Below are 26,525 nucleotides of genomic sequence, written 5' to 3'. Positions count from 1 at the left end.
AACAACATCTCTAAATGAAAAAATTACTTATCGCTATAATTGTAATTATCATTGCAATTTTTGCATACAATCAATACAAAACGTATCAACGTTTTAATCCTGAAAACACAAATTATAACGTCAGTCAAATGATTGATATTGATTATTATGATCAAGAGGTTGTGTTTGGTTACCATGATGCTGTTCAAAGTTTGAATGCTTATATTACTATGCAATGGAGTGCTAATGGTATTGATGTTATTAGTCCCGAAAATGAGGAAGCAGAAACAGTGCTAGCTGTTGATCGTTATGCTAATAAAATGGCTAAGGTTAAATTCTATGAAGTTAAATTAGAACAGTCAAAACGACTTAAAGATAAAGGGTTCTCTAATAAAGGCGTTCAGCTTTTTGAAAATACAGGCTTAACACAAGAAGCCTATAATAAACAATTAAAAGCCGTTAAATTTCGAGACAGATTATTATCAGAATTACCTAAGGCTTACTTACGGTCTGGGGAGAAAAGTGCTTTTATTTATGAGGTGCAAAAATTGTTGGTAAAAAAAGGTTACGATATACCTTTGGATGGTGTGTATAAATCTATAACAGAAAAAGCAATTTTAGATTTTGAAACTAAAGCTAACTTATTTGCGGATGGCAATATTGATCAATTAACTTTAGAGGCTTTACTAGATTAAATCCGCTATTTTTAATTGAAAATATTGATTTTGTATCTATTTAATTGTATTCTTTTAATTCCATATTTTCGCCATCAAAAACGCCATAAGTAAAGTAGTGAATCCAGTCGCCTAGATTAACGTATTTAGCGTTATTACTTAAGTCTATGTTTAATGGTAGGTGTCTGTGTCCAAAGACAAAGTAATCGCGGTGTTTGGTTTCTAATTTGCGTTTGCAGTATTGTACTAACCACTCTTTATCGTCTCCTAAAAACTTAGCATCATCGTCTCCAGAAATCATTTTGTTTTTAACGGACATATATTGTCCTAAACGCAAGGCGAAATCTGGGTGCAATAAACGTTGGAATAACCATTTAGCAACAGGATTGGTAAACACTTTTTTCATACGTTTATACCCTTTGTCTTCTGGTCCTAAACCATCTCCATGTCCTATAAAAAAGGTTTTATTGTTAAAGGTGAATTCTTTTGGTTTGTGGTATACCGGAATGTTTAATTCTTCTTCAAAGTAGCCATCCATCCATAAATCATGGTTACCTACAAAGTAATAGATTGGGATTCCGGAGTCACTAATTTCGGCTAGTTTACCTAATGTTCTTGTAAACCCTTTTGGTATCACACGTTTGTATTCCATCCAAAAATCAAACATATCTCCTAGTAAGAAAATAGCAGCAGCATCTTCTTTTACCATGTCTAACCAGGCGACAAACTTTTTTTCGCGTGGTAAAGACAGTGCTTTTGTTGGTGCGCCTAAATGATTGTCTGAGGCGAAATATATTTTTTTTCCTTTTGGAATTTGCATACTGTAAAGATAACTATTTCTTGATAATGCCTATCGTTTGCAAGTGTGTGCGTTAGTGATAGAACGGTCTGTCTGAGCTCCTCGCAGAGAGCGAGTAGTGAAAGCGCGACCCTTGTGGTAACGCCCTAATTATTTATCCATTATCGCTAGCATACCATTGGGCATAACTGGTTGCGGTTTCGGATAGTTTTAAGGAGTGTAATTTGATGCCGTTTGGTAAGCGGTTTTTTATTTTTTGTGCAAAATCGATAACCATCATTTCGCTGGTGGGTTGATAATCTACCAATAACACATTGTGATCTCTGTCTTTTAGTTCTTTGGCTAGGTGGACATGTGGTGTGTTTTTATTAAATACTGTGGCGTGATCAAAGACGTCTACAATTTCTTCTTTTACTATTTTTTTAAGATCAGTAAAATCTATAACCATCCCGAATTTTGCGTTATCGGAGTCAGAGATTGGTGTTCCGATTACGGTAACATCTAATTTGTAACTGTGTCCGTGTACATTTTTACACTTGCCGTCATAACCATAAAGTGCGTGTCCTGTCTCAAAAGTGAATTGTTTTGTAATACGAATATTGCTCATTAACCAAGTATTTAGTTTGCAAAGATATTGAATTTGTAAAAGCGAACGGTTAATAGGTTACATTTGCTCACTTTTTTAAATATAAATAGACTATGAGTCAGCTTTTTGAAGCTTTAGATTTTGTTGAAAATCCGCTTTATGAGCAAATCATAAATGACATAGGGAAACAGAAATACGCCATTGTTGACGATTTTTTCTCTGTTGAAGAGGTTGATGTGTTAAGAACTTCTATTCTTGATAAACATGAGGAGGATGCTTTTAAGAAGGCTGCTATTGGTAATAAATTTGATGAGCTGATTGTTAAAACTATTAGAGGTGACGTGATTTTATGGATTGATGAAGCTAAATCTAACTACGCCGAATCGTTGTTTTTTAAAAAGATTAATGACCTAGTTGGGTATTTAAATAAAACGTGTTTTTTGGGAATTTTACATAAGGAGTTTCATTATGCTATTTACCCTAAAGCGACGTTTTATAAACGCCATTTAGATACCTTTAAAAATGACGATAGACGTAAGCTGTCTTTTGTGTGTTATTTAAATCACGAAGATTGGCAACCAGAAAATGGTGGCGAATTGGTATTGTATTTAGATAATAATGGACAAGAGGTAGAAAAAGTGGTGTATCCTTTTCCCGGTCGTGTGGTGATTTTTGAGAGTCAAATTTTAGAACACGAAGTCAAACCAGTAAATACTAAAAGATTAAGTATTACTGGTTGGCTAAAAACGCGCTAATTATCTGCGGTTACGAAACTTGTTGTAGAAGTATGCTAGTATTACAAATAATGCTAATAGGGGGAAAAGTAAATTGCTCATAATTTTATTGATCTTTATTTCTGTTTTTATTATATAAGTAAAGTAATGTGGCTAAGATTATTAAAACAAGTACAGGAAAATAAGTCCCTATTAGTATGCCTATTTGGTAATTTTCATCGGGTGCACTTTTAAGTTTTTCTTCTATTGTGACTTGTAGTAAGCTTAAAAACATAAGATAGTATTAGGGAGTAAAGTTAATTGTTTTGTGCAAGAGGTGAAAATTGTTTTCTAAATTTTATAATTAACGGAAAACCACGCGCTATAATCCAAAAGGTGAAGGCTATAAATATGCCGTATAGTTTAAGATTAAAATGGTCTGCGATAAAAAGTACAGGTAAAAAGACAAAAAGAGTGGATAGTAGTAATAGGTTGCGAAGGTCTTTCATTTTTCCTAAACCTTTAAACATACCGTCAAAGATAAAAGCGATGGCACATAGAGGTTGCATGGCTAAAACAATCCAGAAAACTTTATAAAATTCTTTTAAAACTTCGGGTTTTTGCGTAAAAATGTGTCCGATGGGATAATAAAATATGCCGCCAAGGATAGCTATTAATACCCCTAAGGCTACACCGTATTTTATTAGTCTTTCACTAAGTTTAAGTAGCGCTTTGTAGTTTTTATTGCCTAATAATTTTCCAGATAATATGTTTCCAGCACTGGCATATCCATCGATTATAAATGCGCCTAAAAACCATAAATTTATGGCGATAGTGTAGGCTGCGATGTAATTTTTACCATAACCTGTTGCGTATTTGGTTGCAAAATATAAAGTGATGTTTAAAGCTAAAGTACGAACAAAAAGGTTTAAAATCATGATAGTAAAATTACCAATCTGTTTATTTAAAGGGAGTGTAATACGAAGTGGAATAGCGGTTTTGGTTAATAATAAGTAAGCGGCTATAATAGCCATTATTATTTGTGCAGTGACACTGGCGTATGCTGCGCCTTTAATGTGCATCGGGAGTATTATTCCTTCGATACCATAAACAAAAGCAAAATCTAAAATTACGTTTAGGCCTGCTCCTATAATCGCAATTATCATAGGGTAGTATGTGTTTTGGAGTCCTCTGAAGGTTCCAAATACAGCAATTACAAATAAGGTAAACGGAAATCCAAAGACTCTGATTTTATAATAATCGATGCTATAATCTAAAATTAAATCAGAGGCGTTATAAAGTGTAAATATTTGAGAAGCAAATGGGTAGGTGGTTGCAATAATAACTAAACTTAATGAGGTAATTAGAAATATGGCTTGCGCGGGTAAATCTTTAACTTTATCTAAACTATTAGCGCCAACATGTTGAGATATTATTGACGAGATAGCACTGCGTGTTTGTCCTAAAACCCAAATGAGCATCGATAAAAAAGTCGTGACTATTCCAATTGCGGCTAAAGATTCTGTTGGGTTAGTTTGCACATTTCCAACGACTGCAGCGTCTGTTAAAGATAGAATGGGTTCTGATATTCCTGCTATTAAGGCTGGGATTGCTAGTTTATTTATATGTTTTAAACTAATAGAAGTACTCAAAATAGATCTTAGTATTGTTTTTGTAAAGGTCGTAAAAGATAATGGAAGTTTTTGTGAATAAAAATCTGTATTTTTGGTTTCTAAATTTACTTTATATGAAATCTATTTTAGTTCCTGTTGGGTCTTCAAAAAACGCACAAAGTCATTTGCAATACGCAGTAGATTTTGCAGGGGCTTTTGGGGCAAAGGTTTATGTGATACAGATTTATAATGTATACACTATGTCTGGTACAATGATTAAAGTAGATGAGATTTTGGAGCGTGAAAGTTTGGATTTTTTAAATAATCATGTATCTAAAGTAAACACCAAAAATGTCGAAGTTATTATAAAAACCTTTAAAGGTAAATTGGTAGATACAATAGATTTGGTGTCTAGAGATTTAGATATTGATTTAATTTTATTGGAACCAAGAGTAAACTCCAAAAAAAAGGATGTTTACTTAGGGAAGACGTCGGGTAAAATTATAAAGCAAACTAATATTCCTGCATTGATTGTTCCTGAGGGTTTTGTTTATAAGCCCATTAATTCTATTTTATTTGCTCTTAAGTCGGCAGTAATAAATAAAACGGATGCATTAGAACCATTAATTAATTTAAAAAACCATTTTAACGCCACATTAAACTTGTTATTGGTTAAAACGCCTTTTCATGCTCAGAAAGATTTTAAGATTGGAGACGATTTGAAATCAGAACTAACGTCTATTAAGGAGACTGAGAATGCAACGACATTTCAGGGGGTTTTAGAACATTATAAAGAGTTTAATCCAGACATGTTGTGTGTTGTAAGACGTAAAAGAGGTTTTTTTACAAAAATGTGGGAGAAAAATAGTATTCTTAAAAAGGAGTTTTATGTCTCTAATTTTCCTGTATTAGTTCTTAGTGGATTAAAATAACATTTGGGGCATTAGCTCAGTTGGCTAGAGCGTTTGGCTGGCAGCCAAGAGGTCAAGGGTTCGACTCCCTTATGCTCCACTTTTTTTAATAAAATTTGTGGTGAAAGTTGTTACCGTCTGAAGTGCTTCAGGTAATGTGTTTTGAGTCCATGGATGTTTACCATCAAAGACATGATTACTATTTTCTAATTTTAATAAATTACTATTTGGGTTCCATTTATTAAGATTTATAGCTTCTTCAAATTGAACCGATGGGTCATCTTTAGCATGAATTATTAAATGTGGAACTTTTATTTTTTTACAGCAGTTTTCTATGTTTAGTCTTTCTTCGTTGGTTTTGTAATCTAAATAGAACTGGTAGTTATGTGGCATTTGTTGCTTTGTTCTTCCGTTTAAAACATATTTTACACCATCAATTTGCCATTTCTCTAAATCCCCTGTAGTTGATGTACGTTTTCCAAAGGCGCAAACACTAGCCCAAGTTACTAATTTGGTTATTCTAGAATCTTCTGAGGCTTTTATAGTTGCTATTCCTCCACCTCTTGAGTGTCCAATTAGCGTGATATTATTAATGTCTATTTCTGGTAAATAGTTATTATTCTGACTAAGTAAAAAGTTAATTAAGTCATCAAGGTCTTGTAGTTCTTTGCTGTAATTATTTTCTGCAAAAGCTTCTAAATCTGGGAAATCTATAGGTTGTTTAACTGTTCCGCCATTATGAGAGAAGTTAAATTTAACGAAAAACAAATCGGCATTTTTAAATTGTTGTGCTACTTGATCCCAGGCGCCCCAATCTTTAAAACCTTTATAGCCGTGACAGAAAACAACTAACGGTTTGGGTGTCTTTGTTGTGTTATAAAACACATCAAAAACAATGGGCTTTTGGTTTTTTCTGTCTAATACTAGGTTTTTTTTAATCATTATAATTCTTTTTCGATAAAATCTATAGTTGGATCAAATATTTCTAAGATTAGTTTTTTAAGCTGAATTTCAAATTCGGCCAGCGTTTCTTCCGTAATTAAAGTGTCTTTGTTTCCACCTCTAACTTGATCTTTTTTAGTGAATTTTAGTAAGCCTTCACTTAAATTTTTAAATGAAATTATACCGGCTTCTAATGGTAGATCTGTGATTTTCTTTTGTTGAAGCATGTAGGCGTACATTAATACTTGAAATGATTTACTGTATTTGTCGTAATCTGAAGTTAAGTCTTCCCAATCTACTATGGAAACTTTAGATTGGTCTACTTTACCTGTTTTATAATCTATAATTCTAGTCACACCGTTAAACTCGTCAATTCTATCAACTGTTCCTCTTAATTGAATAGGGAAATCTAAGCCATCAATTTTGATAGCAACATTGTTTGTTTCGGCTTCTAGGTCAATTATTTTGATAGAATTCCCTTTTTTTAAATCGGCAATTTCAAGGTTTAAAAAGTTAAGGACGTAGCGTTTTGCAATCTCAAAAACAATAAGGTTCTTACCTTTGGTCATATCACCTTCTTTGTACTCTTCTTTGAAAAAGAGAGTAATATTTTTATCTATCTGAGGGATTAGGCTTTTTACGATATCTACAGTTAGTAGTTGCTGCTTGTAGGGTATGTATAATTTTTCTAAGGTGTTGTGTACTACGGTTCCTAAAGTATTTGCCGCAATGGTTTCTTCTACTTCTTCTAGGTCTGATATGCCTAATAGTTTTTGGTAGTAAAAATCTATTGGATTTCTAACATAACTAGTTAATGATGACGGTGAAAATCCCTTGCGCGCTATTTCTTTTAACTGTGAAATCGCACTTTCTGTTTTAGTAATTATAGCGAGTTCTTTTTTATAACTAGGCACTTTTGGCGTTAGTATTTTGTGATTTATGTTATGGATGTTTTCTAACTCCAACTGATTTATAAATCTACTTTTTTCTCCTCCTACTAATGTGTCTATTTCTGTATTGTAAAGTACATATACATTTTTAGCGCGTTGTAATAAGTGATAAAAATGGTAGGTGTAAACCGCATCCTTTTCTTTGTAGGTAGGTAGTTTATTTTCTATTTTAACATCAAACGGTATGAATGAGTTGTTTGATTTACCTGATGGTAATATGCCTTCATTGACATTAGAGATTATTATGGTTTCAAAATCGAGTACTCTAGACTCTAACATTCCCATGATTTGTAACCCTTGTAGTGGCTCTCCTTGAAAATCTAAGGTTTCAGAGCTTAATAGTTCTTTAAATATACTATACAGCCCTTTGATGTCCTTTATGTGTTTATAGGCTTCGTTTAGACGTAAGACCTCATTAAATAACGTATTAAATCTAAACAGATATTCTAATCCTAGTTGATTTTGCTTCTTGTCCTCTGATAAGTATTCTTTTATAGTCGAAATAAGCTTAAAGCAGTTATTTAAACCCGTATTTGCATCGTTATTCCAATTACTAAAGAGTAAGGATAAAAGCTCAGCTTCTGTTTTACAAATGGCTTTTAAATCAGCCTCAGTTAAATAAACTAAATTGTTTTTGTTTATTAGCTCCACCAAGTCAATAGCGCTTCCATTTTTAAACAGTGGTTGGATAAACTGATGTGTTAGTATGCTTATTACATCTTTATAGTAATAAGTTATATTGTTTTTTTTCTGTACGTTAAAAAGGTGTTCAAACAGAGACGCTAATGGGATAGATTTTAACGGAAACCCCATGGTGATGTTTAAAGTCTGTACTGATTCTGGGATAGAATTTAATACAGGAATAAGTAAGTTCTCATCGCCTAATACTACAGCTGTTTTTTTTAGTGAGGGATCATTTTTTGATAAATCTTGTAATATAGAGCCAATAGCTTTGGCTTGACCAATATTTTTAGGCACGCCAAAGACAGAAATATTTTTCGGACTCTTGTAATGGTTGTTTTTCCAATTAAAGGGACTGGTTTTAAAATGTTCCCAATTGTTTTGATGTTGTCTTATAAATAAGCCCGCATCATGTATTTTGTTATCTAGAAAGGATTGATCGGTGTCCCAGTAGATCGCGGCTAAATCTTCGCGGAGTAAATCTTGAATTATATTTTCTTCGGCAGCATTTAAGGCATTAAAACCTAAAAAGACATGCTGTTGATTGGTGCTGCCAATGTATTTTTTAATGTTATTATAGGCTTCTCTATAAAGTAAGCCTTGGTAGCCTTGTTTGTTATCTATTAAATTTTGTATGAAGTTTTTATAATAGATAGGTAGCTTATTCCAGAACTTTAGGTAGTTAGTGACTACTTCTGTTTTATTTGGTTCTAGTGACCAATGTTCTAAATCTTGTATTGCTTTTAGATAGTCGAATATCTTTGATTGGGGAATTAGATATCGGTCAATCTCATTAAAATCCTGTAAAATTATCTGAGCCCATTTTGAAAAGGTATCAAAATCCTCTCTTTCAGGTTTTGGTGTTAATTGAATATAGGTATTGTAAAATTGAAATAGTAGTTCTGTATTTGATACTGATTTTAACTCAGATAGTTCTTCTACAAAAGATTCTATACTAATAATTTTAGGAGCAAATAGTGTTTGATCTAAAATCAAACTTAGTTCACGTCTCAAAAAGACTCCGGCTCTTCTGCTGGGTAAAATAAAAATAAGTTCGCTGAAATCAGCTTGTTTATTTTTCAGGTCTACTAGTACGTCTTGAATAAAGTTTGTCATTATATAAAAATAAAAAACGCTTCGGGAAACCGAAGCGTTTTTCTATAAAATTTAATGTTTTGGATTAAACTTATTTTCTAAGTTTAACTTCAACACGTCTGTTGTTATATCTACCAGCCTTAGTTTTGTTACTATCGATTGGGTAATCTTCACCAAATCCGTAAGCATTTAATCTTTCAGAATTAATTCCGTTTTCGATTAAGTAAGCCATTACAGCGTTAGCTCTAGAATCAGATAAACTTTGGTTAGAAGTTTTGCTTCCAACACTATCAGTATGACCTTCAATTGTAAAGTTAGCTTCAGGATATTCTTTTAAGATAGCAGTAATAGACTGTAATACAGAAAAAGTTTCTGATTTAAAGCTAGATTTACCTGTATCAAATAAGATTGTTTTAGCATAACTATTTAATTTGTCTAATACAACTTGAGTTGGGATAACAGCTTCAGGACAACCGTTGTTTGCAACAGTACCTACTTCTTTAGGACAGTTATCATCTTTGTCTAATACACCATCACCGTCAGTATCTGGCCAAGGACATCCTCCATTTGCAGCAGGACCAGCTTCACTTGGACATTTATCTTCAGCATCAGCAACACCATCACCATCAGCATCAGGACAACCACTTAACGTTTTTAATCCTTTTACTAGTGGACAATTATCGTTGTTATCAGAAACACCATCACCGTCAGAATCAGGACATCCGTTAAATTCAGCTAAACCAGCTTCTTCAGGACAAGTATCTTTAGAATCTTCGATTCCGTCACCATCAGTATCAGGACAACCGTTGAAAGCTTCTAAACCTGGTACATCAGGACATGCATCATCTTTATCATATACACCATCACCATCAGTATCAGTTCCACCAAATCTGATAGAAAGACCTGCAGAATGTTGGAAATGCTTAGTTAAGTAATCTTCGAAAGAATGCTTGTATTTTGATTCAACAAATAAACCTATGTTGTCAGAAAACCAGTAAGTTAATCCTAATGAAGCATTAACTGTTCCAGCTCCAACATTGTTGTTAGAACCTGCAGCTGTAGAGAACGTGTTATAAGTTCCTTCTTCAATCCAAGTGTAACCCCCACCAATTCCGATAGCTGGATCTAATTTTTTTGAACCAAGAATCTCTCCTAAGTGGTATCTTACGTTACCATCAATAGCGTAATAAGCTAAATCGCTAACTGGTAAACTAGGGTTTGATGCACTTTGTCCCCACTTTTTAAGTCTGTTGATAGAACCTCCTGCTTGTACAGAAAAGTTATCTCCAACATACTTAGATACAGAAATAGTAGACAAAGAAGGTAAGATACTCCAATGGTCGTCAGCATTAAAAAACTCATCAAAGTAATCACCTTGAGGCATGTCTTCTCCTACTGGATACACATCTACTGCGTTGATTCCGAAGTTGATAGCCCACGGGTTGTTTTCATTTTGAGCCATAACGTTACCCATACTTGTAAGTAGTAACATTGTGAACAATAATCTGCTAAGATTTTTCATATTCAAAAATTTAATTTTTAAGTGTTAATTAAAAGCAAAAATAAGTTGTTATATATTATTAACAAAGACAAATATATAAAAATATTGAATAATTAATGCTTTTGTTAAGTATTAATAAAGTGTTTCTAGATAATTTCCAGTGCTTTACCCACTTTTATAAAGGCTGCGATGGCTTTTTCTAAATGTTCTTTGCTATGTGCTGCAGAAAGTTGCACACGTATTCTTGCTTTGTCTCTTGGGACTACAGGAAAAAAGAACCCAATAACATAAATACCTTCTTTTAAAAGCATATTTGCCATGGTTTGTGATAGTTTTGCGTCATATAGCATTACGGGTACAATTGCTGAGTCTCCGTCTATAATGTCAAATCCAGCGTCTTTCATGCCTTTTTTGAAAAATTTGGTATTCTCTTCTAATGTGTCACGTAATGAATTGTCATTAGATAACATATCAAAAACCTTAATGGAAGCACCAACAATAGCAGGGGCTAAAGAATTTGAAAATAAATAGGGTCTAGAACGTTGACGTAGTACTTCTATTATTTCTTTTTTACCTGTTGTATAACCACCCATTGCACCTCCAAGTGCTTTTCCTAAAGTTCCGGTAATAATGTCAATTTTACCCATTACTCCTTTTTCTTCTAAAGTCCCACGACCTGTTTCTCCTATGAATCCTGCAGAGTGACACTCGTCAATCATAATCATTGCATCATATTTTTCTGCTAAGACTGTTATTTGGTCTAATGGCGCTACAAGGCCGTCCATTGAAAACACACCGTCAGTTACTACGATTTTAAAACGAGCTCCATTTTTATTAGCATCAATTAATTGTTGCTCTAAATCTGCCATATCATTATTTTTATAACGATAGCGAGCTGCTTTACATAATCTAACACCATCTATAATAGAGGCGTGGTTTAAAGAATCTGATATAATAGCATCTTCTTTTCCTAATAAAGGTTCAAATACACCACCGTTAGCATCAAAAGCTGCAGCGTATAGTATAGTATCTTCAGTACCATAAAAATCAGATATTTTTTGCTCTAATGTTTTGTGTATATCCTGAGTTCCACAAATAAAACGGACAGAAGACATCCCAAATCCGTGTGTGTCCATTGTGTCTTGTGCTGCCTTGATAACTTCTGGGTGAGAGGATAGTCCTAGATAGTTATTCGCGCAAAAATTTAAAACGCGTTCTCCGGTGTCTAATGTTATTTCTGCCCCTTGAGCGGAAGTGATTATGCGTTCTTCTTTAAAGAGACCATTGTCTTTGATGTCTTGAATTTCTTTTTGTAAATGTTGTTTTATATCGCTGTACATACGTTCTATTTTAGTTTTGCAAATTTAATAATGTTTTACCTTAAGTGATTGGTTGAAAAATTATTCTTTTTTGATTAATACGTTTTGATTTTAATATCATCGTTAATATAAATTAATATTTTTTTACTGACGGAGTAATTCATTTCTTTTAATATATCCGAATAGTTTTCTAATTGTTCCTGGTATTTAGGATCAGGTAACCCTGTTTTGTAGTCCAGTATGATAACGTCGTTATCTTTTATCACAAACCGGTCGGGTCTTATTATTGCTCCAGATTTAGAGATGATATCACGTTCATTGTATATCGTGTAATCGTTACTATAATACTCCTTAAGCTCAGGGTGATTTATAATACTGTTAATAGTGTCTTTAAGTAATAAGGATTGTTCTTTATTTATAATTCCGGAATTTATATAATCTTCAATTACGGCGGTAACCTCTTCTTGTGTTTTGATTTCTGCCATAATATCGTGGATTAAATTACCTTTTTCAATTGCATTTTCCTGCTCTGTATCCCACAGGTATCCCGATTTAGTGATAATTTTAATATCATGATCTTGTTTGGCAACACTAATAAATTGTTCGGTTTCCTGAGTTGTTTCCGGTTTTTCTTCAGGTATTACTTCGCGTTTTTGTTGTCCAAAGCTATATTCTAATTGATTGTCATTCCATACCCCTTGTTGCATGAGGTAATTCATTAATAGCCCAGAGTAACTGTCAAATTTAACACCTGCTTTGGTTTGGTTTTCTTTTTTAGAAATCACATAAAGTTGTTCGATCGGACGTGTTAAGGCTACATATAACAAATTCATATTATCTAATTCTTGTTCCGATCTGTGTTTTAAATAGATTGATTTCCCTGTGTCTCCGAAGTCTTCAAAGTCTTTGTTAAAGTTGATCAATGTTTTTGAAAAGCCATTAAATTGGCTTTGGTCTAACGGAAACCATTCTTTAGGTTCCATTTCTCTATAAATTTCTAATTGTGCATACGGGAAAATTACTACCGGAAATTCCAGCCCTTTTGATTTATGAATCGTCATAATCTGAATGGCATTTTGATTACTTGGCGACACGATATTTAAACTGTCTTTTTTAGTATCGTAATAGTCCAAAAATCCAGGAATGTCCGAAATCTTCTTTTGAGAAAACTCTAAAATGATATCTAAAAAATACTGGATATAGGCATTCGAGTTTTTGGTCAGGTTAAACCCTCTCTCTATACTTTCTGTTAAATCGTATAAAGACAGCTGAACTAATTGTGTTGGGTCACAATCAATATCAAATAACTTAAAGCTTTCAAAAAACGCTTGTAGCGGTAAGTTTAAATGAGTTTTAAAAAACTGATGTTTATCTTCAATAGCATTAAGACTAGCAATATAATCTAAGACTTTAATTTTAACTTCAAGATTGTTAGGGTTAACTAATAATCTAAAAATATTGACAACCAGTCTAACATCTTCAGAGTTGTTGATAAGCATAGTTTCTGAGGATGTAATGCGTACGCCTTTATCGCTTAAATACTCGGCTATGGCAACACCTTCTTTTTTCTTTCTAACTAATATACAGATGTCTTTAAGGTTGTAGTTGTTTTCTAAACACTGGTTTATAGTTTCAAAGACAGTTTCAGGGTATAGTTGGTTTATGTCATCCGTGCTTTGTATGTCTAGAAAATTCAGATTGACATAACCTTCATGCTTAATAACCGGTTTTTGTTTGGCTTTATTATATAAGTCGGAATAGTCAGGGCTGCTAAAGCTGGTTTTTGATAAATACTCAAAAAACTGATTATTAAATTCAATAACATTTTTATAACTCCTGTAATTATATTCTAGTCTTACTACTTCTTTTTCGACAGGAAAAGGATTGTCTTCTTTTGTTAGACCAATAAACTGTTCTGCTTTCCCACCTCGCCATCTGTAAATGGCTTGTTTAGCATCACCTACTAACATTGCGGTTCCTTGTTCTCCTTTTAGATTCTGTCCAGTAAGCGTGTTTTCTATCAACGGAATCAAGTTTTCCCATTGCATTTGCGATGTGTCCTGAAACTCGTCAATAAAATAATGTCTAAACTTTTCGCCCAAGCGTTCATATATAAAAGGCGTCGGTTGGTTTTTAATTTCTTTACTAATTAAGGTGTTAAATTCTGATATTAGTAATTTGTTTTCGTCTTCTTTTATTAGTGTTAACTCTTTATTAATAGCATTTAGGACAGATAATGGTGTTACATTTTTGTACACCGCTCTTAAGAATTTGACATCTAAAACGGTCGCCTTTATTTTGTGATAAACGGTTTCTATTTGTGGTAAAAGTTGATCTATTGCTTGCGCTTTCGCGGAATCTAATGTTTTTGTGTAGAGTTTGCCTTCTGCTATGTTATTTGCTAATTGATTGTCGTAAATTTTATAAAATTCTAAATTAGAAATCTTTACAAAATGATTAAATAATGTTCCTCTAGAAAAGCTTTTTTGGTCTAATCCATTGGCTTCAAACACAGATAATAGATTATTAGCTAATTCTGCAATTAGTACTTCTTGATTAGCAATTTGTTTAATAAGTTGCGACTTCAGGCCGCTAAAATCTTCTAACGTTTTATGCTTTATACTCTCTAAATGTGGTAAATCGTTATCGTTAATTAAAAGTTTAGCAATGGTATTAAAGTCTCTAGAGACATCCCAACTCTTATCATCATCTGCTTTTTCTAAAGCAAAATCTATTAACACCTTGGTTAGCTTTTTATCTGTTCCTGCTTTAGCAATTAAACTATCTACAGCTTGACTTAGTAAAGAAGGTGTGTCTAGCTCGACTTCAAAATTTATCGGAATTTTTAAATCGTGTGCAAACGTCCTAATTAATTTGTGATTAAAACCATCAATAGTAGAGATGTCAAAAGCAGCATAATTATGCATGATTGTATTTAGTAAAACAATGGCTTTTTGATGGACATCTTTTGGTTGCAATGCCAGCTCTTCTGTAATGGCTTTAAACATCCCATTTGTGTCTGCTCTAATCTCAGGCTCAGAAAACTGTTTTAAGGTGTCTAAAATTCTAGTTTTCATTTCGCCAACTGCTTTATTGGTAAAGGTTATGGCTAGTATTTGTTTAAAGCCATCGTTGTAAGTGGCGGTAAATAATAATTTTAAATACTCCTTAACTAATGCAAAGGTTTTTCCACTTCCTGCGGAGGCATCGTAAACTTTAAAAGGAGTTGTTTTGGACATTTATTTTTTAATTTTAGACAAGATAATAACAATATTATGGTTGTTAAATTAATTTCAAAACAATCTGTAATAATTAGTTTCTGGTGTTAAAATATTATTAAATAGAATTAATAGAGTCCCTAAATATTTTCGATTGAAAGCTTTAATGTTTATTTTTGATAAAATTGAATATTAATATTTAAAAACATACAATCATGGCATTTGAATTACCAAAATTAAAATACGCGTATGATGCATTAGAACCTAATATCGATGCACGTACAATGGAGATACACTACACTAAGCACCATAACGGTTATACAACTAAATTAAATGCTGCTATAGAAGGAACTGATTTAGAAGGAAAATCTATCGAAGATATTCTTGCTAACTTGGATATGAAAAATATGGCTGTTAGAAATAACGGTGGAGGTTTTTATAACCACTCATTGTTTTGGGAAGTTATGAATCCAGAAGGAAAAGGACGTTTGTCTGGAGATTTAAAAGATGCTATTGAAGCAGCTTATGGCTCTTTTGAAGCTTTTAAAGATGCTTTTAGTAAAGCAGCAGCAACACAATTTGGTTCAGGTTGGGCTTGGTTATGTGTGCATAAAGGTGGAAAGGTTGAAGTATGTTCTACTCCAAACCAAGATAATCCATTAATGCCAGGTGTAACTTGCGAAGGAACTCCAATCTTAGGATTAGATGTTTGGGAGCATGCTTATTACTTAAACTACCAAAACAGAAGACCTGATTATATTGATGCTTTCTTTAATGTAATTAACTGGAATGAAGTTGAAAGACGTTATGCAGAAGCTAAATAAGCTTTTAAAACGTTTATAAAATATAAAAGCAGATTCATTTTTATGAATCTGCTTTTTTTTATGCTCTAAAAGATCTGTTTTAAATTTTGTAAAATAAAAAAGGAGAACAAGTGTTCTCCTTTTTTGCCCCAAATCTACCATGAACTTAACCTACTTATGTTATGGTAAGCTCAAATATAACGACAAATAAATTCAATTATTGTAAAACAGGGTCAAAATGTAAATATATTCGCTTAAACGTCTGAGTGTAAGAAAAAAGCTAATAAATTAGGTTTAATAGGCGCGTTCTTTATTGCCCTCATAAAAATTAATAAATGCTCTGTTAACCACTCTGTTTCCTCCAGCAGTCGGGTAATTACCTGTAAAATACCAATCTCCTAAATGGTCAGGAATAGCTTTATGCAGGTTAGATACTGGTTGAAAAATAATTTCCACTTCAGCTTTTACTGATTCGTCCGTTAAGAGCTCAGATATTTTAGCCGAAATCTGTTCTGTCGTAAACTGATCATATATTTCGTTTACAAAATTCTTAACATCTTTATCTAATAGTCCTTCTTGTGCTTTACATCTGTGGTAAACTTCTTCTACTAAGTCGTACTTACCATTTTCTTTAAGTAAGGCTAAAGCAGCATTAAAAGCAACTAAAGTTTCTAGATTAGCCATATCAATACCATAGCAATCAGGAAAACGTATTTGTGGTGCTGAGGATACTATTACAATCTTTTTAGGATGTAATCTGTCCATCATTTTAATAATACTCTTTTTTAAGGTTGTGCCACGTACAATACTATCGTCAATAATAACCAGGTTATCCGTTGGTTTGATAACACCGTAAGTGACATCGTAAACGTGTGCAACTAAGTCGTCACGACTACTATCTTCCGTAATAAAGGTTCTAAGTTTGACATCCTTTATAGCTATTTTTTCGATACGAGGTCTTTCTTTTAAAATAGAAGTCACTTGATCTGCAGATAACTTTCCGTTACCGTTTAAAATAGCTTTTGTTTTCTTTTCGTTTAAATGCTCTTCTACAGTTTCAATCATCCCGTAAAAAGACGTTTCTGCTGTATTTGGTATATATGAAAATACAGAATTTTCTGTATCATTATCAATTGCCTTTAAAACTTTCGGCATTAATAAGCGACCCAACATTTTACGTTCTTGATATATTTCGGCATCACTTCCTCTAGAAAAGTAAATACGCTCAAAACTACATGATTTGCGTTCTAAAGGTTCTAATATTTTTTTTATTGAAACTGCACCAGATTTTTTAGAGATTAAAGCATGGCCTGGCGTTAATTCCTTGACATCATCAAATTCTACATTGAATACGGTTTGTATTACTGGACGCTCTGAAGCGACAACAACAATCTCGTCATCAGTGTAATAGTACACTGGGCGTATTCCTGCTGGATCACGCAGTACAAAAGCATCTCCATGTCCAATTAAACCTGCCATAGCATAACCACCATCCCAGTTTTTTGCAGCGCGTCTTAATATTTTAGCAATTTTTAAACGTTCAGCTATTAAAGGAGAGCACTCATGCTTACCATAACCTTCGTTTTTAAGTTCTTTATAAATTTTGCTTACAGCATCATCTAAAAAGTGACCTATTTTTTCCATTATAGTAATGGTGTCCGTATATTCTTTTGGATGTTGTCCAAGATCAACTAAACTTTGAAAAAGCTCCTTAACATTAGTCATGTTAAAGTTACCTGCTAAAATCAGGTTACGGTGCATCCAGTTATTTTGTCTTAAAAAAGGATGTACACTTTCTACGCTGTTTTTACCAAAAGTTCCATAACGTACGTGACCTAATAATAGCTCTCCAATATAAGGGATATGCTTTTTTTGAAGGGCAACGCTATCTTGGTATTCTGGGTGATCTGCTAATTCTTTATTAATACGGTCATTAATTTGAGCAAAAATATCCTGTATAGGTTGTTGCGCGATTGAGCGTACACGACTAATATAACGTTCTCCTGGCAATGTGTCCATTTTAATACTTGCAAAACCAGCACCATCTTGACCGCGATTGTGTTGCTTTTCCATCATTAAATACATTTTATTTACACCATAAAATGCACTACCATATTTCTCTTTGTAAAATTCTAAAGGTTTACGTAATCTAATAAGTGCAATTCCGCACTCGTGTTTTAAAGCATCACTCATTGTTGTTGTGTTGTGAGTTGTTTTTATTAAAATAATAAAAATAAAAAACGCGCTCATAATTATGAGCGCGTTAGTTTATGTTAATTCTATATCGAACTGTGTCAGTTTCTTAAATTCCAGCAAACGTTTGTTGACTTCCTCTTTTTTCAAGGTTACCATGCGTTCTGTTCCAAATTTCTCGACACAAAAAGAGGCTAAAGTAGATCCGTAGATTACTGCATTTTTCATGTTTTCGAAACTAATATCTCCACTGCTTGCTAAATATCCAGCAAATCCACCAGCAAAAGTATCTCCAGCTCCTGTTGGATCAAAGACTTCTTCTAATGGTAAAGCAGGTGCGTAAAACATGTGGTCATCATGGAAAAGTAAAGCACCGTGCTCTCCTTTTTTAATAACTACATATTTTGGTCCCATTTCATGAATCTTTCTAGCAGCAACGACTAAACTGTATTCTCCAGTTAATTGTCTTGCTTCTTCATCATTAATAGTAATAACGTCTACATTTTTAATTACTGAAATTAAATCATCTAAGGCGATGTCCATCCAGAAATTCATAGTGTCTAAAATAGCTAATTTTGGCTTTTTAGTCATTTGGTCTAAAACACCTTGTTGCACTAAAGGGTGTAAATTACCTAACATCACTATCTCTGCATCACGATAATTTTGAGGAACTACAGGATTAAAATGTTCTAATACATTTAATTCCGTAGCTAACGTGTCACGAGAGTTCATATCATTATGATATTTTCCACTCCAAAAAAACGTTTTACCGTCTTTTACAATTTCGACACCTTCGATATTTACATTTCTATCTGTCAAAAGGTCTAAATATTCCTGAGGAAAATCTCCACCTACAACAGATACTGCTGCTTGATCTACGTTAAAGTTTGAAGCCGACAACCCTATATAAGTTGCTGCTCCACCTAGAATTTTATCGGTTTTACCAAAAGGGGTTTCTATAGCGTCAAATGCTACTGTACCTACTATTACTAACTTGCTCATAAATGGCTTTAAAATTTAGTGCAAACTTACGTAAAATATATTCTGTAAAAAAGTGGAATCTATTGAAAGAAACGCTAATTATTTACGACCAAAATCTGCAGGTATTTCTCCCCAAGCTTTGGTTTCCCATTTAACGATAGTGGTTTTATAATCGTTTTCTTTTAACCAATTAACGGCACGGTCAACCAAATCGTAGACCGGTTTGTTTTTTGCGTTACGTTCTAGTTTAGAATTACATGTTTTTTTGCGGACCCAACTCATAGCCGTTTTAGAGTCTGTGTAGATAAGTAAGTCGCTATTGTGCTTTTTTAAAAAACTTAAACCATGCACTAAAGCTAAAAATTCGCCAATATTATTGGTGCCTTCAGCAAAAGGGCCTTGTTTAAATAGTTGTTTTTTAGATTTTGTTTCTACACCACGATATTCCATTATTCCAGGATTACCGGAAGAGGCTGCATCCACGGATATAGAATTGTAATTAGGACGACCAATTTTTTTAAGTTGTTCATGACTTAACTCGCTAGTAAATCCTTTCTTTTTTCCAATATAGTCAAAGTAGTTGCCTTTTAAAGCTTCTTTGGCAGCATCAAAGGTGGTAAATGATTTGTATTGGGCACCTTGATAATCTTTGATTTGCGCTTTGCAATCATTCCAAGATTCAAAAACGCCTTTGTGGTGTCCTTGCCAAACGGTGTAGTATTTTTTCTTTTTTTTACCCATTTCTTTTATTTCCGCTTAAGCGAAAATCATATTGTTTTATCTTTTCTGAGATGGTGAAACTCTACTTTGCTATATATGTAAAGTCCTTATAACAGGATTAGGTATGCTAATTTAATAATTTATCGACTATTAATGGGAAGTGCTCCATTTCCAATTCATGAATCTTTTCTGCGACGTCCAAGGCGGTATCTGAAGCTAAAACCTCACATTTTGCTTGAAAAATGATGGCGCCTTCATCATAATGTTCGTTTACATAATGAATTGTTATACCTGTTTCATTTTCTTTATTAGCGACAACAGACTCATGCACGTGCATGCCGTACATGCCCTTTCCTCCAAATTTTGGTAATAAAGCAGGATGCACATTTATAACTTTGTTAGGGAACGCTTTTAATATCTTTTCAGGAAATTTCCATAAAAAACCAGCAAGAACAATTAGATCTGGTTGGTTTGATTTAAGAATGTTTAGGACGTCATCAGTATCAGTTAGTGCTGTTTTGTTGAAGGATAAGGCACTAACTTTTAGTTTTTTACAACGCTCTAGCACTTTGGCATGGGGATTGTTAGTTAATACCTGAATAACAGACGCATTGTCTCTATTTTGAAAAAACCTTATTAAATTTTCAGCATTACTTCCGCTACCGGACGCAAAAATTACTACACGTTTCATTTTCTATTTTCAATGTTAAATTCTTCAAACAAAAAAAGCAATAATTATTAACAATTACGGGCTAAAATTGAAATTCTTCAATTTAAATAATTAAATTCGTAGCACATTTTTAAAGTAAACGTGTGTTTTAAAATAAAGTTTTTTATTTTTGCCCCTTAATTAAAACTAAAAAAATTAAAATTATGTCAGACATTGCATCAAGAGTAAAAGCGATTATCGTAGACAAATTAGGTGTTGATGAAAACGAAGTTGTAACTGAAGCTAGCTTCACGAACGACTTAGGAGCAGATTCATTAGATACTGTAGAATTAATCATGGAATTTGAAAAAGAATTCGATATCCAGATTCCAGATGACCAAGCAGAGAACATTGCAACAGTAGGTCAGGCTGTATCTTATATTGAAGCTGCTAAATAAGCACAATATTTATGGAACTTAAGCGAGTAGTAGTTACAGGATTAGGAGCGTTGACACCAATTGGAAACACTATAGACGAGTATTGGACTGGTCTAATTAGTGGTAAAAGTGGTGCAGCACCTATTACATATTTTGATGCTGAAAAGTTCAAGACAAACTTTGCTTGCGAGTTAAAAAACTTCGTGGCTACTGATTTTCTTGACAGAAAAGAGGCCCGAAAAATGGACAGGTTTACGCAGTACGCAATGGTCGCATCTGATGAGGCTATTGCGGACTCTAAACTAGATTTAGATACCGTTAACAAACTAAGAGTTGGCGTTATTTGGGGAGCAGGTATTGGTGGACTAGAAACATTTCAAAACGAAGTTTTAAACTTCGCTGCGGGTGATGGTACACCGAGATTTAATCCCTTTTTTATTCCTAAAATGATTGCAGACATTGCACCCGGAAACATTTCTATAAAGAATGGTTTTATGGGTCCAAATTACACAACAGTATCTGCTTGTGCATCTTCTGCTAATGCAATGATTGATGCCTTAAACTATATCCGTTTAGGACAGTGTGATGTTATTGTAACAGGAGGTAGTGAAGCTGCGGTTACTATTGCAGGAATGGGAGGATTTAATGCTATGCATGCTTTGTCAACTAGAAACGAAAGCCCACAAACGGCATCAAGACCTTTTGATGTAACTCGTGATGGTTTTGTTTTAGGAGAGGGAGCAGGAGCAATTGTTCTTGAAGAATATGAGCACGCAAAAGCAAGAGGAGCAAAAATATATGCAGAGGTTTTAGGAGGCGGAATGTCTTCTGATGCTTATCATATGACAGCACCACATCCAGAAGGAATTGGGGTGATAGCAGTTATGAAAAACTGTTTAGAAAATGCTGGTTTAAAACCAGAAGATGTAGATCACATCAATACACACGGGACATCTACACCATTAGGTGATGTTGCGGAGTTAAAAGCAATCAAAGAAGTTTTTGGCGATCATGCTAAAAACATCAATATAAATTCTACTAAGTCAATGACTGGTCACTTGTTAGGTGCTGCCGGAGCTATTGAGTCTATTGCTGCCATTTTAGCAATGCAACATAGTATCGTGCCACCAACAATAAATCATACGACAGCAGATCCGAATATAGATTCTGAATTAAACTTAACACTTAATACACCACAAAAAAGAGAGATTAACGTTGCTATGAGCAATACTTTTGGATTTGGAGGTCACAATGCTTGTGTATTGTTTAAAAAACTAGATTAAGTTTCTGAATGAAAAGAATTCGTAACATATTTAATTCCCAATCTAATCAAGATGGGAATTTTTTTATGGCTATTTCTAAAATTTTAAAATTTAAGCCTAAAACTTTAAGGTATTACCAGACCGCCTTTACGCATCGTTCAATGAACATCAAAGATGAAAAAGGGAACATCATTAATTACGAACGCTTAGAATTTTTAGGCGATGCAATGCTGAGTTCAGTCATCGCAAATCATCTTTATTTGGAAGTTCCAGGAGGAGATGAAGGCTATTTAACTAAAATGCGCTCTAAAATTGTAAGTAGAGAGCATTTAAACGAATTAGGAAAAGACTTAGGTCTAATTAATTTAGTAGAAAGCAAAATACCTAAAGGACAATTTGGAGATAATATCCATGGTAATTTATTTGAAGCGCTTATTGGAGCCATTTATTTAGATAAAGGTTATAAATATGTTGAAAAATTTATACAAAAACGCGTTATCGGTCCTTACGTTGATATCGAAACTCTAGAAGGTAAGGTCATTAGTTATAAAAGTTTATTAATAGAATGGTGTCAAAAGGAAAAAAAGATTTTTGATTACAATGTCTATGAGGATACTGGTAATGATGATGTCAAACATTTTTCTGTCAAATTATCTATTGATAAAAAAGTCATAGCTAAAGCTAGAGCCACTTCTAAAAAGAAAGCAGAAGAAAAAGCGTCTAAACGTGCTTTTTTTGCACTACAATCTCAAATCTCTAAGGCTGGGTTTATTTAAAAAGCGCATTGTCTTAAAATCTTATTTTTTAAGGGTTTACTACAACGTTTTCGTGATATTTTGTTGTTAAGATTACGTAAAATAAGATGGCACTAAGTGTTTAAATACTATATTTACATTTAATTTTATAATTAAAATGGCTGTTCGAAAACTCTCTTTAGATGACTTTTTAGAAGAAGAGCATTACGCATTAATAGGAATTCACTGCGTAATAGAAGATTATAGATTAGCTTTTTTAATTAATCAAACATTGGATATTTCTCTTAAAAGAGCAAAGGAAGATGTTACCGATCCAAGCTTAAATACTAGTTATGCTATTTTTGAGTGGTTTGATGAAAAGCAATTAACGACTTACCATTTAGTAGCTAATAGCTGTAAAGTACAATATAATAATGTACAACAACAGTCAAATTCATTATTTGGAGAAGACACATCGGGAGTCACTAATTTTTATTTGTTACCAGAATTTAAGAAGGTAAATTATATTCTTAAAGTTGAGACCGAGTTTCTAAATAAAGAAAAAATCATTTTAAATAATATTCTCAAGATTCCTCAAGTGTCTACCGCTTACAGTATAGATGTAGAGGGCTTAAAATCTAAAGAGAACTTAATATTCAACTAATGCTAAACAAAAAAAAGACTAAAATTGTTGCAACCTTAGGGCCTGCAACTAGTAGTAAAGAAGTTTTAAAGGCAATGTTAGACGAAGGTGCTAACGTTTTTAGAATTAATTTTTCTCACGCGGACTACAAAGACGTTGAAGAACGTGTACAAATGATAAGAGAGCTAAACGACGAGTTTGGTTACAATGCTTCAATTCTTGGGGATTTACAAGGTCCTAAATTACGTGTTGGAGTAATGAAGGGAGAGGTTATTGTTAATGCAGGAGACGAAATTATCTTTGCAACTGGAGAACGTTTTGAAGGAACTAAAGAACGTGTGTATATGACATACGATCGTTTTCCTCAAGATGCAAAACCAGGAGAACGTATCCTTTTAGACGATGGAAAATTAATTTTTGAAGTAGTTTCAACAGATCAAAAATCTGAAGTAAAAGCTAAGGTTATACAAGGTGGACCACTTAAATCTAAAAAAGGAGTTAATTTACCAAACACTAATATCTCTCAACCAGCATTGACAGAAAAAGATGTCGAAGATGCTATTTTTGCTTGTAAATTAGGAGTAGACTGGATGGCTTTATCTTTTGTGCGTCATGCGGAAGACTTAATGCAGTTAGAAGAGTTAATTAAAAAACATAGCGATCACAAAATTCCAATTATCGCAAAAATTGAAAAGCCAGAAGCAGTAGAGAACATCGATAAAATTGTTGCTTATTGTGATGGATTAATGGTTGCGCGTGGCGATCTAGGAGTAGAGATTCCTGCAGAAGAAGTACCATTAGTACAAAAGCAATTAGTACTTCGTGCAAAACGTGCCAGAATTCCGGTAATTATAGCAACCCAAATGATGGAAACTATGATTACTAGTCTAACACCAACGCGTGCAGAAGTTAACGATGTGGCCAATAGTGTTATGGATGGTGCAGATGCAGTAATGTTATCTGGAGAAACTAGTGTCGGACAATATCCGGTACAAGTGATCCGTCAAATGGCAAATATTATTAGAAGTGTGGAAGATTCAGACTTAATTAAAGTTCCACAATCACCACCACATATTCGTACTAAGCGTTACATCACAAAATCTATTTGTTATCACGCAGCGCATATGGCTAACGATATTAACGCCAAAGCAATTTCGACATTAACAAATAGTGGGTATACTGCCTTCCAAATTTCGGCGTGGAGACCAAGTACGCATATCTTAGTATTTACTTCAAATAAGCGTATTTTAACGCAGTTAAGTTTACTGTGGGGTGTTACTTCTTTTTATTACGATAAGTTTGTTAGCACAGACGAAACCATAGAAGACGTTAATGCAATAGCTTGTAAAAAAGGATTCTTAGAAGTTGGTGATATGTTAATTAGTTTAGCAGCCATGCCAATTCAAGACAAGGGAATGGTAAATACGCTTAGAGTCACAGAAATCGAAAGTTGTAATTTCTAAAGCAATTTGGGCGTTACCACAAGGGTCGCGCTTTTCATTATATCTTTTTTGCGCCTAAGCGCGGTCAAAAAAGGATGCCATTACAATCGCTAACGCGAGCAAAAGTATGGTACAGTTATCAAAACCAGTTATAGAGATATAACTGGTTTTTTGTTTTAAAATACTTACAGAAAGTGTTAAAATAGTATCAAAAACATAAATTATTTAGTTTGTTAAGTAATGATTGTGTAATTTAATCTACTAAACCCTAAATAATAGACCTAATGAAAAACCTAACGATCGAAACAATAGAAAAAGAACAAATAAAGTTTTTAACGTTTCCAAAAGAAGAATTATTAATCTCCAAGACAGAAAAAGCAGAGCGTTGTTTAACGTTAACTAGAGCTATGGTTTTAGGTAATATAGAGCATGAGAAAGTGCGTATCTTATTTGCGGATAATGAAGGTTTAAAAAGAGTAAACACTACCATCTGGGGCGTGACAGAAAAATATGTCATTTTAAAAACATCTACTATTATTCCTTTAGAGCGTATTTTGTCTGTTGCTTAAAACCCAAAACGTAATTGGACACTAATAGCTTTGTCCGTTTGTATTATTTTTGGTTTTTTTATGGTATTTAAATTAGATAAAGAAATCCCTAATAAGCGGACGGAGTTACTCATCTTTTCTTGATATAATAAATCCTTTGCTGTCTCTAATATGATCTCTGCATTTGATACAAAATAAGGAAGTGTTTTGCTTCGCGTTTGTAGTGTAAAGTCGCTATACTTTATTTTTAAAGTTATTGTTTTTCCTGCGACTTTACTTTTACTTAAACGTTTGGCAACTTCTTCAGCAATAAGCTGTAGTTTTTCTAACATAAACACTTCAGAAGATAAGTTTTCATTAAAGGTACGCTCAGCAGCCAAACTTTTTCTAATACGGTTTGGTTTGACTTCACTATTGTGGATGCCTCTAACAATATAATAATACGATATACCTGATTTACCAAAATTGGTTTCCAAAAATTCAATAGATTTTGATTTTAGATCTTTTCCAGTATAGATGCCTTTTTGGTACATTTTTTCGGCAGTGACTTTACCTATACCATAAAATTTTCTTATATCTAACGCTTCTAAAAAATCTAAAACTTCTTCAGGATTAACTACTTTTTGACCATTAGGTTTATTGTAATCACTAGCAACTTTAGCAACAAATTTATTTATACTAATACCAGCAGACGCAGTTAAACCAACCTCGTTAAAAATGCGTGTTCTAATCTCTTCAGCAAGCATGGAGGCGCTAGGATGTCCTTTTTTGTTTTCCGTAACGTCTAAATAGGCTTCATCCAAAGATAACGGTTCAACCAAATCTGTATAATCGTAAAATATTTTTCTGATACGATTAGAGATGTCTTTATAACGTTCAAAATCAGTTTTAACAAAAATTAAATGGGGACATAGCTTTATGGCTAATTGACCAGACATGGCGCTTTTTACTCCAAATTTCCTAGCTTCATAGCTAGCAGCACTAATAACACCACGCGGGCCGCCACCTCCAACAGCAATAGCTTTACCTCTAAGTTCGGGATTATCCATTTCGGCTACAGACGCATAAAAGGCATCCATATCCACATGAATAATTTTTCTTATTGGTAAATCGTTTTGCATCTTGTAAATTT

The 26,525-nt window shown here is 33.4% G+C and carries 23 protein-coding genes and 1 tRNA gene; 11 read left to right on the top strand and 13 right to left on the bottom strand.

What is annotated here, in order from left to right; all coding sequences use genetic code 11:
• The first annotated feature begins 14 nt into the window (after nucleotides 1-14).
• Nucleotides 15-674: a peptidoglycan-binding domain-containing protein gene (locus H0I26_RS02355; RefSeq protein WP_218700846.1), complete on the top strand. Its 660-nt coding sequence runs from the start codon at nucleotides 15-17 to the stop codon at nucleotides 672-674.
• A 40-nt stretch (nucleotides 675-714) separates the two neighbouring features.
• Here H0I26_RS02355 and H0I26_RS02350 read toward each other — a convergent pair whose 3' ends face one another.
• Both H0I26_RS02350 and H0I26_RS02345 read right to left on the bottom strand, forming a co-directional pair.
• Nucleotides 715-1,473 (bottom strand): UDP-2,3-diacylglucosamine diphosphatase, encoded by a 759-nt coding sequence (locus tag H0I26_RS02350; protein ID WP_218700845.1) that lies wholly within the window; start codon nucleotides 1,471-1,473, stop codon nucleotides 715-717.
• A gap of 133 nt (nucleotides 1,474-1,606) precedes the next feature.
• Nucleotides 1,607-2,059, bottom strand: a complete 453-nt coding sequence (locus tag H0I26_RS02345) for a 6-pyruvoyl trahydropterin synthase family protein (protein ID WP_101015658.1) — start codon at nucleotides 2,057-2,059, stop codon at nucleotides 1,607-1,609.
• A gap of 92 nt (nucleotides 2,060-2,151) precedes the next feature.
• On the opposite strand from H0I26_RS02345, the gene H0I26_RS02340 reads away from it, so the two are divergent.
• Nucleotides 2,152-2,793, top strand: coding sequence for a 2OG-Fe(II) oxygenase (locus H0I26_RS02340; RefSeq protein WP_218700844.1), 642 nt, complete (start codon nucleotides 2,152-2,154; stop codon nucleotides 2,791-2,793).
• Between the two features lie 275 nt (nucleotides 2,794-3,068).
• On the opposite strand, the gene H0I26_RS02335 is transcribed toward H0I26_RS02340, so the two are convergent.
• On the bottom strand, nucleotides 3,069-4,403 hold the full coding sequence (locus H0I26_RS02335; RefSeq protein ID WP_218700843.1) for an MATE family efflux transporter: 1,335 nt from the start codon (nucleotides 4,401-4,403) through the stop codon (nucleotides 3,069-3,071).
• Nucleotides 4,404-4,498: 95 nt separating this feature from the next.
• Here H0I26_RS02335 and H0I26_RS02330 point away from each other — a divergent pair, with 95 nt between their 5' ends.
• Together H0I26_RS02330 and H0I26_RS02325 are read left to right on the top strand one after the other, a co-directional pair.
• Complete coding sequence (locus H0I26_RS02330) at nucleotides 4,499-5,296, top strand: universal stress protein (RefSeq protein WP_218700842.1); 798 nt, start codon at nucleotides 4,499-4,501, stop codon at nucleotides 5,294-5,296.
• A gap of 5 nt (nucleotides 5,297-5,301) precedes the next feature.
• Nucleotides 5,302-5,375 (top strand) — tRNA-Ala (locus H0I26_RS02325).
• On the opposite strand, the gene H0I26_RS02320 is transcribed toward H0I26_RS02325, so the two are convergent.
• From H0I26_RS02320 to H0I26_RS02300, 5 genes are all read right to left on the bottom strand, one after another.
• Nucleotides 5,366-6,217 carry an alpha/beta hydrolase family protein gene (locus tag H0I26_RS02320; RefSeq protein ID WP_218700841.1) on the bottom strand — a complete coding sequence of 284 codons (852 nt, stop codon included), beginning with the start codon at nucleotides 6,215-6,217 and terminating at the stop codon, nucleotides 5,366-5,368. The two genes, H0I26_RS02325 and H0I26_RS02320, sit on opposite strands and share 10 nt — an antisense overlap.
• On the bottom strand, nucleotides 6,217-8,964 hold the full coding sequence (locus tag H0I26_RS02315; RefSeq protein ID WP_218700840.1) for a PD-(D/E)XK nuclease family protein: 2,748 nt from the start codon (nucleotides 8,962-8,964) through the stop codon (nucleotides 6,217-6,219). Before H0I26_RS02315 ends, H0I26_RS02320 begins: the two co-directional genes overlap by 1 nt.
• 70 nt (nucleotides 8,965-9,034) lie before the next feature.
• Complete coding sequence (locus tag H0I26_RS02310; RefSeq protein WP_218700839.1) at nucleotides 9,035-10,465, bottom strand: OmpA family protein; 1,431 nt, start codon at nucleotides 10,463-10,465, stop codon at nucleotides 9,035-9,037.
• Between the two features lie 125 nt (nucleotides 10,466-10,590).
• Entirely contained in the window at nucleotides 10,591-11,784 is a 1,194-nt protein-coding gene (kbl, locus tag H0I26_RS02305) for a glycine C-acetyltransferase (RefSeq protein ID WP_218700838.1), read from the bottom strand.
• Between the two features lie 74 nt (nucleotides 11,785-11,858).
• A complete protein-coding gene (locus H0I26_RS02300; protein WP_218700837.1) occupies nucleotides 11,859-15,002 on the bottom strand; it encodes a UvrD-helicase domain-containing protein in 3,144 nt (1,047 codons plus the stop codon).
• 194 nt (nucleotides 15,003-15,196) lie between these two features.
• Here H0I26_RS02300 and H0I26_RS02295 point away from each other — a divergent pair, with 194 nt between their 5' ends.
• A complete protein-coding gene (locus tag H0I26_RS02295) occupies nucleotides 15,197-15,805 on the top strand; it encodes a superoxide dismutase (protein WP_101015649.1) in 609 nt (202 codons plus the stop codon).
• Nucleotides 15,806-16,078: 273 nt separating this feature from the next.
• On the opposite strand, the gene H0I26_RS02290 is transcribed toward H0I26_RS02295, so the two are convergent.
• The 4 genes from H0I26_RS02290 to H0I26_RS02275 form a co-directional block, all read right to left on the bottom strand.
• The gene (locus H0I26_RS02290) at nucleotides 16,079-17,977 is read right to left on the bottom strand and encodes an amidophosphoribosyltransferase (RefSeq protein WP_218702015.1); all 1,899 of its coding nucleotides are present in this window, start codon (nucleotides 17,975-17,977) and stop codon (nucleotides 16,079-16,081) included.
• A 75-nt stretch (nucleotides 17,978-18,052) separates the two neighbouring features.
• Nucleotides 18,053-18,979 (bottom strand): PfkB family carbohydrate kinase, encoded by a 927-nt coding sequence (locus tag H0I26_RS02285; protein WP_218700836.1) that lies wholly within the window; start codon nucleotides 18,977-18,979, stop codon nucleotides 18,053-18,055.
• 78 nt (nucleotides 18,980-19,057) lie between these two features.
• On the bottom strand, nucleotides 19,058-19,699 hold the full coding sequence (locus tag H0I26_RS02280; protein ID WP_218700835.1) for a viroplasmin family protein: 642 nt from the start codon (nucleotides 19,697-19,699) through the stop codon (nucleotides 19,058-19,060).
• 106 nt (nucleotides 19,700-19,805) lie between these two features.
• On the bottom strand, nucleotides 19,806-20,369 hold the full coding sequence (locus tag H0I26_RS02275) for a phosphoribosylglycinamide formyltransferase (protein WP_101015641.1): 564 nt from the start codon (nucleotides 20,367-20,369) through the stop codon (nucleotides 19,806-19,808).
• A gap of 182 nt (nucleotides 20,370-20,551) precedes the next feature.
• Between H0I26_RS02275 and H0I26_RS02270 the strand changes: the two genes are divergently transcribed.
• The 6 genes from H0I26_RS02270 (at nucleotide 20,552) to H0I26_RS02245 (ending at nucleotide 25,414) form a co-directional block, all read left to right on the top strand.
• Complete coding sequence (locus H0I26_RS02270; RefSeq protein WP_013869581.1) at nucleotides 20,552-20,785, top strand: acyl carrier protein; 234 nt, start codon at nucleotides 20,552-20,554, stop codon at nucleotides 20,783-20,785.
• An 11-nt stretch (nucleotides 20,786-20,796) separates the two neighbouring features.
• On the top strand, nucleotides 20,797-22,047 hold the full coding sequence (fabF, locus tag H0I26_RS02265) for a beta-ketoacyl-ACP synthase II (RefSeq protein ID WP_101015640.1): 1,251 nt from the start codon (nucleotides 20,797-20,799) through the stop codon (nucleotides 22,045-22,047).
• Between the two features lie 8 nt (nucleotides 22,048-22,055).
• Nucleotides 22,056-22,802, top strand: coding sequence for a ribonuclease III (rnc, locus tag H0I26_RS02260; RefSeq protein WP_101015639.1), 747 nt, complete (start codon nucleotides 22,056-22,058; stop codon nucleotides 22,800-22,802).
• A 136-nt stretch (nucleotides 22,803-22,938) separates the two neighbouring features.
• On the top strand, nucleotides 22,939-23,424 hold the full coding sequence (locus H0I26_RS02255; RefSeq protein WP_218700834.1) for an IPExxxVDY family protein: 486 nt from the start codon (nucleotides 22,939-22,941) through the stop codon (nucleotides 23,422-23,424).
• Nucleotides 23,424-24,866, top strand: a complete 1,443-nt coding sequence (gene pyk, locus H0I26_RS02250; RefSeq protein WP_101015637.1) for a pyruvate kinase — start codon at nucleotides 23,424-23,426, stop codon at nucleotides 24,864-24,866. The genes H0I26_RS02255 and pyk overlap by 1 nt, the downstream gene beginning before the upstream one ends.
• Before the next feature lie 263 nt (nucleotides 24,867-25,129).
• Nucleotides 25,130-25,414 carry a hypothetical protein gene (locus H0I26_RS02245; protein ID WP_218700833.1) on the top strand — a complete coding sequence of 95 codons (285 nt, stop codon included), beginning with the start codon at nucleotides 25,130-25,132 and terminating at the stop codon, nucleotides 25,412-25,414.
• On the opposite strand, the gene dinB is transcribed toward H0I26_RS02245, so the two are convergent.
• Complete coding sequence (gene dinB / locus H0I26_RS02240) at nucleotides 25,411-26,514, bottom strand: DNA polymerase IV (protein ID WP_218700832.1); 1,104 nt, start codon at nucleotides 26,512-26,514, stop codon at nucleotides 25,411-25,413. The genes H0I26_RS02245 and dinB overlap by 4 nt on opposite strands.
• Nucleotides 26,515-26,525 lie beyond the last annotated feature (11 nt).

It is taken from the genome of Olleya sp. HaHaR_3_96 (assembly GCF_019278545.1).
In the GTDB taxonomy this organism is placed as follows: domain Bacteria; phylum Bacteroidota; class Bacteroidia; order Flavobacteriales; family Flavobacteriaceae; genus Olleya.
The sequence above is the reverse complement of the archived record's forward strand: the minus strand, read 5'-3'. Positions and strand labels throughout refer to the sequence as shown.

Bases quoted from the DNA above. Each gene is read 5' to 3' on its own strand.
- H0I26_RS02355 (WP_218700846.1), top strand. From the start codon at position 15: ATGAAAAAATTACTTATCGCTATAATTGTAATTATCATTGCAATTTTT.
- H0I26_RS02350 (WP_218700845.1), bottom strand. From the start codon at position 1,473: ATGCAAATTCCAAAAGGAAAAAAAATATATTTCGCCTCAGACAATCAT.
- H0I26_RS02345 (WP_101015658.1), bottom strand. From the start codon at position 2,059: ATGAGCAATATTCGTATTACAAAACAATTCACTTTTGAGACAGGACAC.
- H0I26_RS02340 (WP_218700844.1), top strand. From the start codon at position 2,152: ATGAGTCAGCTTTTTGAAGCTTTAGATTTTGTTGAAAATCCGCTTTAT.
- H0I26_RS02330 (WP_218700842.1), top strand. From the start codon at position 4,499: ATGAAATCTATTTTAGTTCCTGTTGGGTCTTCAAAAAACGCACAAAGT.
- H0I26_RS02320 (WP_218700841.1), bottom strand. From the start codon at position 6,217: ATGATTAAAAAAAACCTAGTATTAGACAGAAAAAACCAAAAGCCCATT.
- H0I26_RS02315 (WP_218700840.1), bottom strand. From the start codon at position 8,964: ATGACAAACTTTATTCAAGACGTACTAGTAGACCTGAAAAATAAACAA.
- H0I26_RS02310 (WP_218700839.1), bottom strand. From the start codon at position 10,465: ATGAAAAATCTTAGCAGATTATTGTTCACAATGTTACTACTTACAAGT.
- kbl (WP_218700838.1), bottom strand. From the start codon at position 11,784: ATGTACAGCGATATAAAACAACATTTACAAAAAGAAATTCAAGACATC.
- H0I26_RS02300 (WP_218700837.1), bottom strand. From the start codon at position 15,002: ATGTCCAAAACAACTCCTTTTAAAGTTTACGATGCCTCCGCAGGAAGT.
- H0I26_RS02295 (WP_101015649.1), top strand. From the start codon at position 15,197: ATGGCATTTGAATTACCAAAATTAAAATACGCGTATGATGCATTAGAA.
- H0I26_RS02290 (WP_218702015.1), bottom strand. From the start codon at position 17,977: ATGAGTGATGCTTTAAAACACGAGTGCGGAATTGCACTTATTAGATTA.
- H0I26_RS02285 (WP_218700836.1), bottom strand. From the start codon at position 18,979: ATGAGCAAGTTAGTAATAGTAGGTACAGTAGCATTTGACGCTATAGAA.
- H0I26_RS02280 (WP_218700835.1), bottom strand. From the start codon at position 19,699: ATGGGTAAAAAAAAGAAAAAATACTACACCGTTTGGCAAGGACACCAC.
- H0I26_RS02275 (WP_101015641.1), bottom strand. From the start codon at position 20,369: ATGAAACGTGTAGTAATTTTTGCGTCCGGTAGCGGAAGTAATGCTGAA.
- H0I26_RS02270 (WP_013869581.1), top strand. From the start codon at position 20,552: ATGTCAGACATTGCATCAAGAGTAAAAGCGATTATCGTAGACAAATTA.
- fabF (WP_101015640.1), top strand. From the start codon at position 20,797: ATGGAACTTAAGCGAGTAGTAGTTACAGGATTAGGAGCGTTGACACCA.
- rnc (WP_101015639.1), top strand. From the start codon at position 22,056: ATGAAAAGAATTCGTAACATATTTAATTCCCAATCTAATCAAGATGGG.
- H0I26_RS02255 (WP_218700834.1), top strand. From the start codon at position 22,939: ATGGCTGTTCGAAAACTCTCTTTAGATGACTTTTTAGAAGAAGAGCAT.
- pyk (WP_101015637.1), top strand. From the start codon at position 23,424: ATGCTAAACAAAAAAAAGACTAAAATTGTTGCAACCTTAGGGCCTGCA.
- H0I26_RS02245 (WP_218700833.1), top strand. From the start codon at position 25,130: ATGAAAAACCTAACGATCGAAACAATAGAAAAAGAACAAATAAAGTTT.
- dinB (WP_218700832.1), bottom strand. From the start codon at position 26,514: ATGCAAAACGATTTACCAATAAGAAAAATTATTCATGTGGATATGGAT.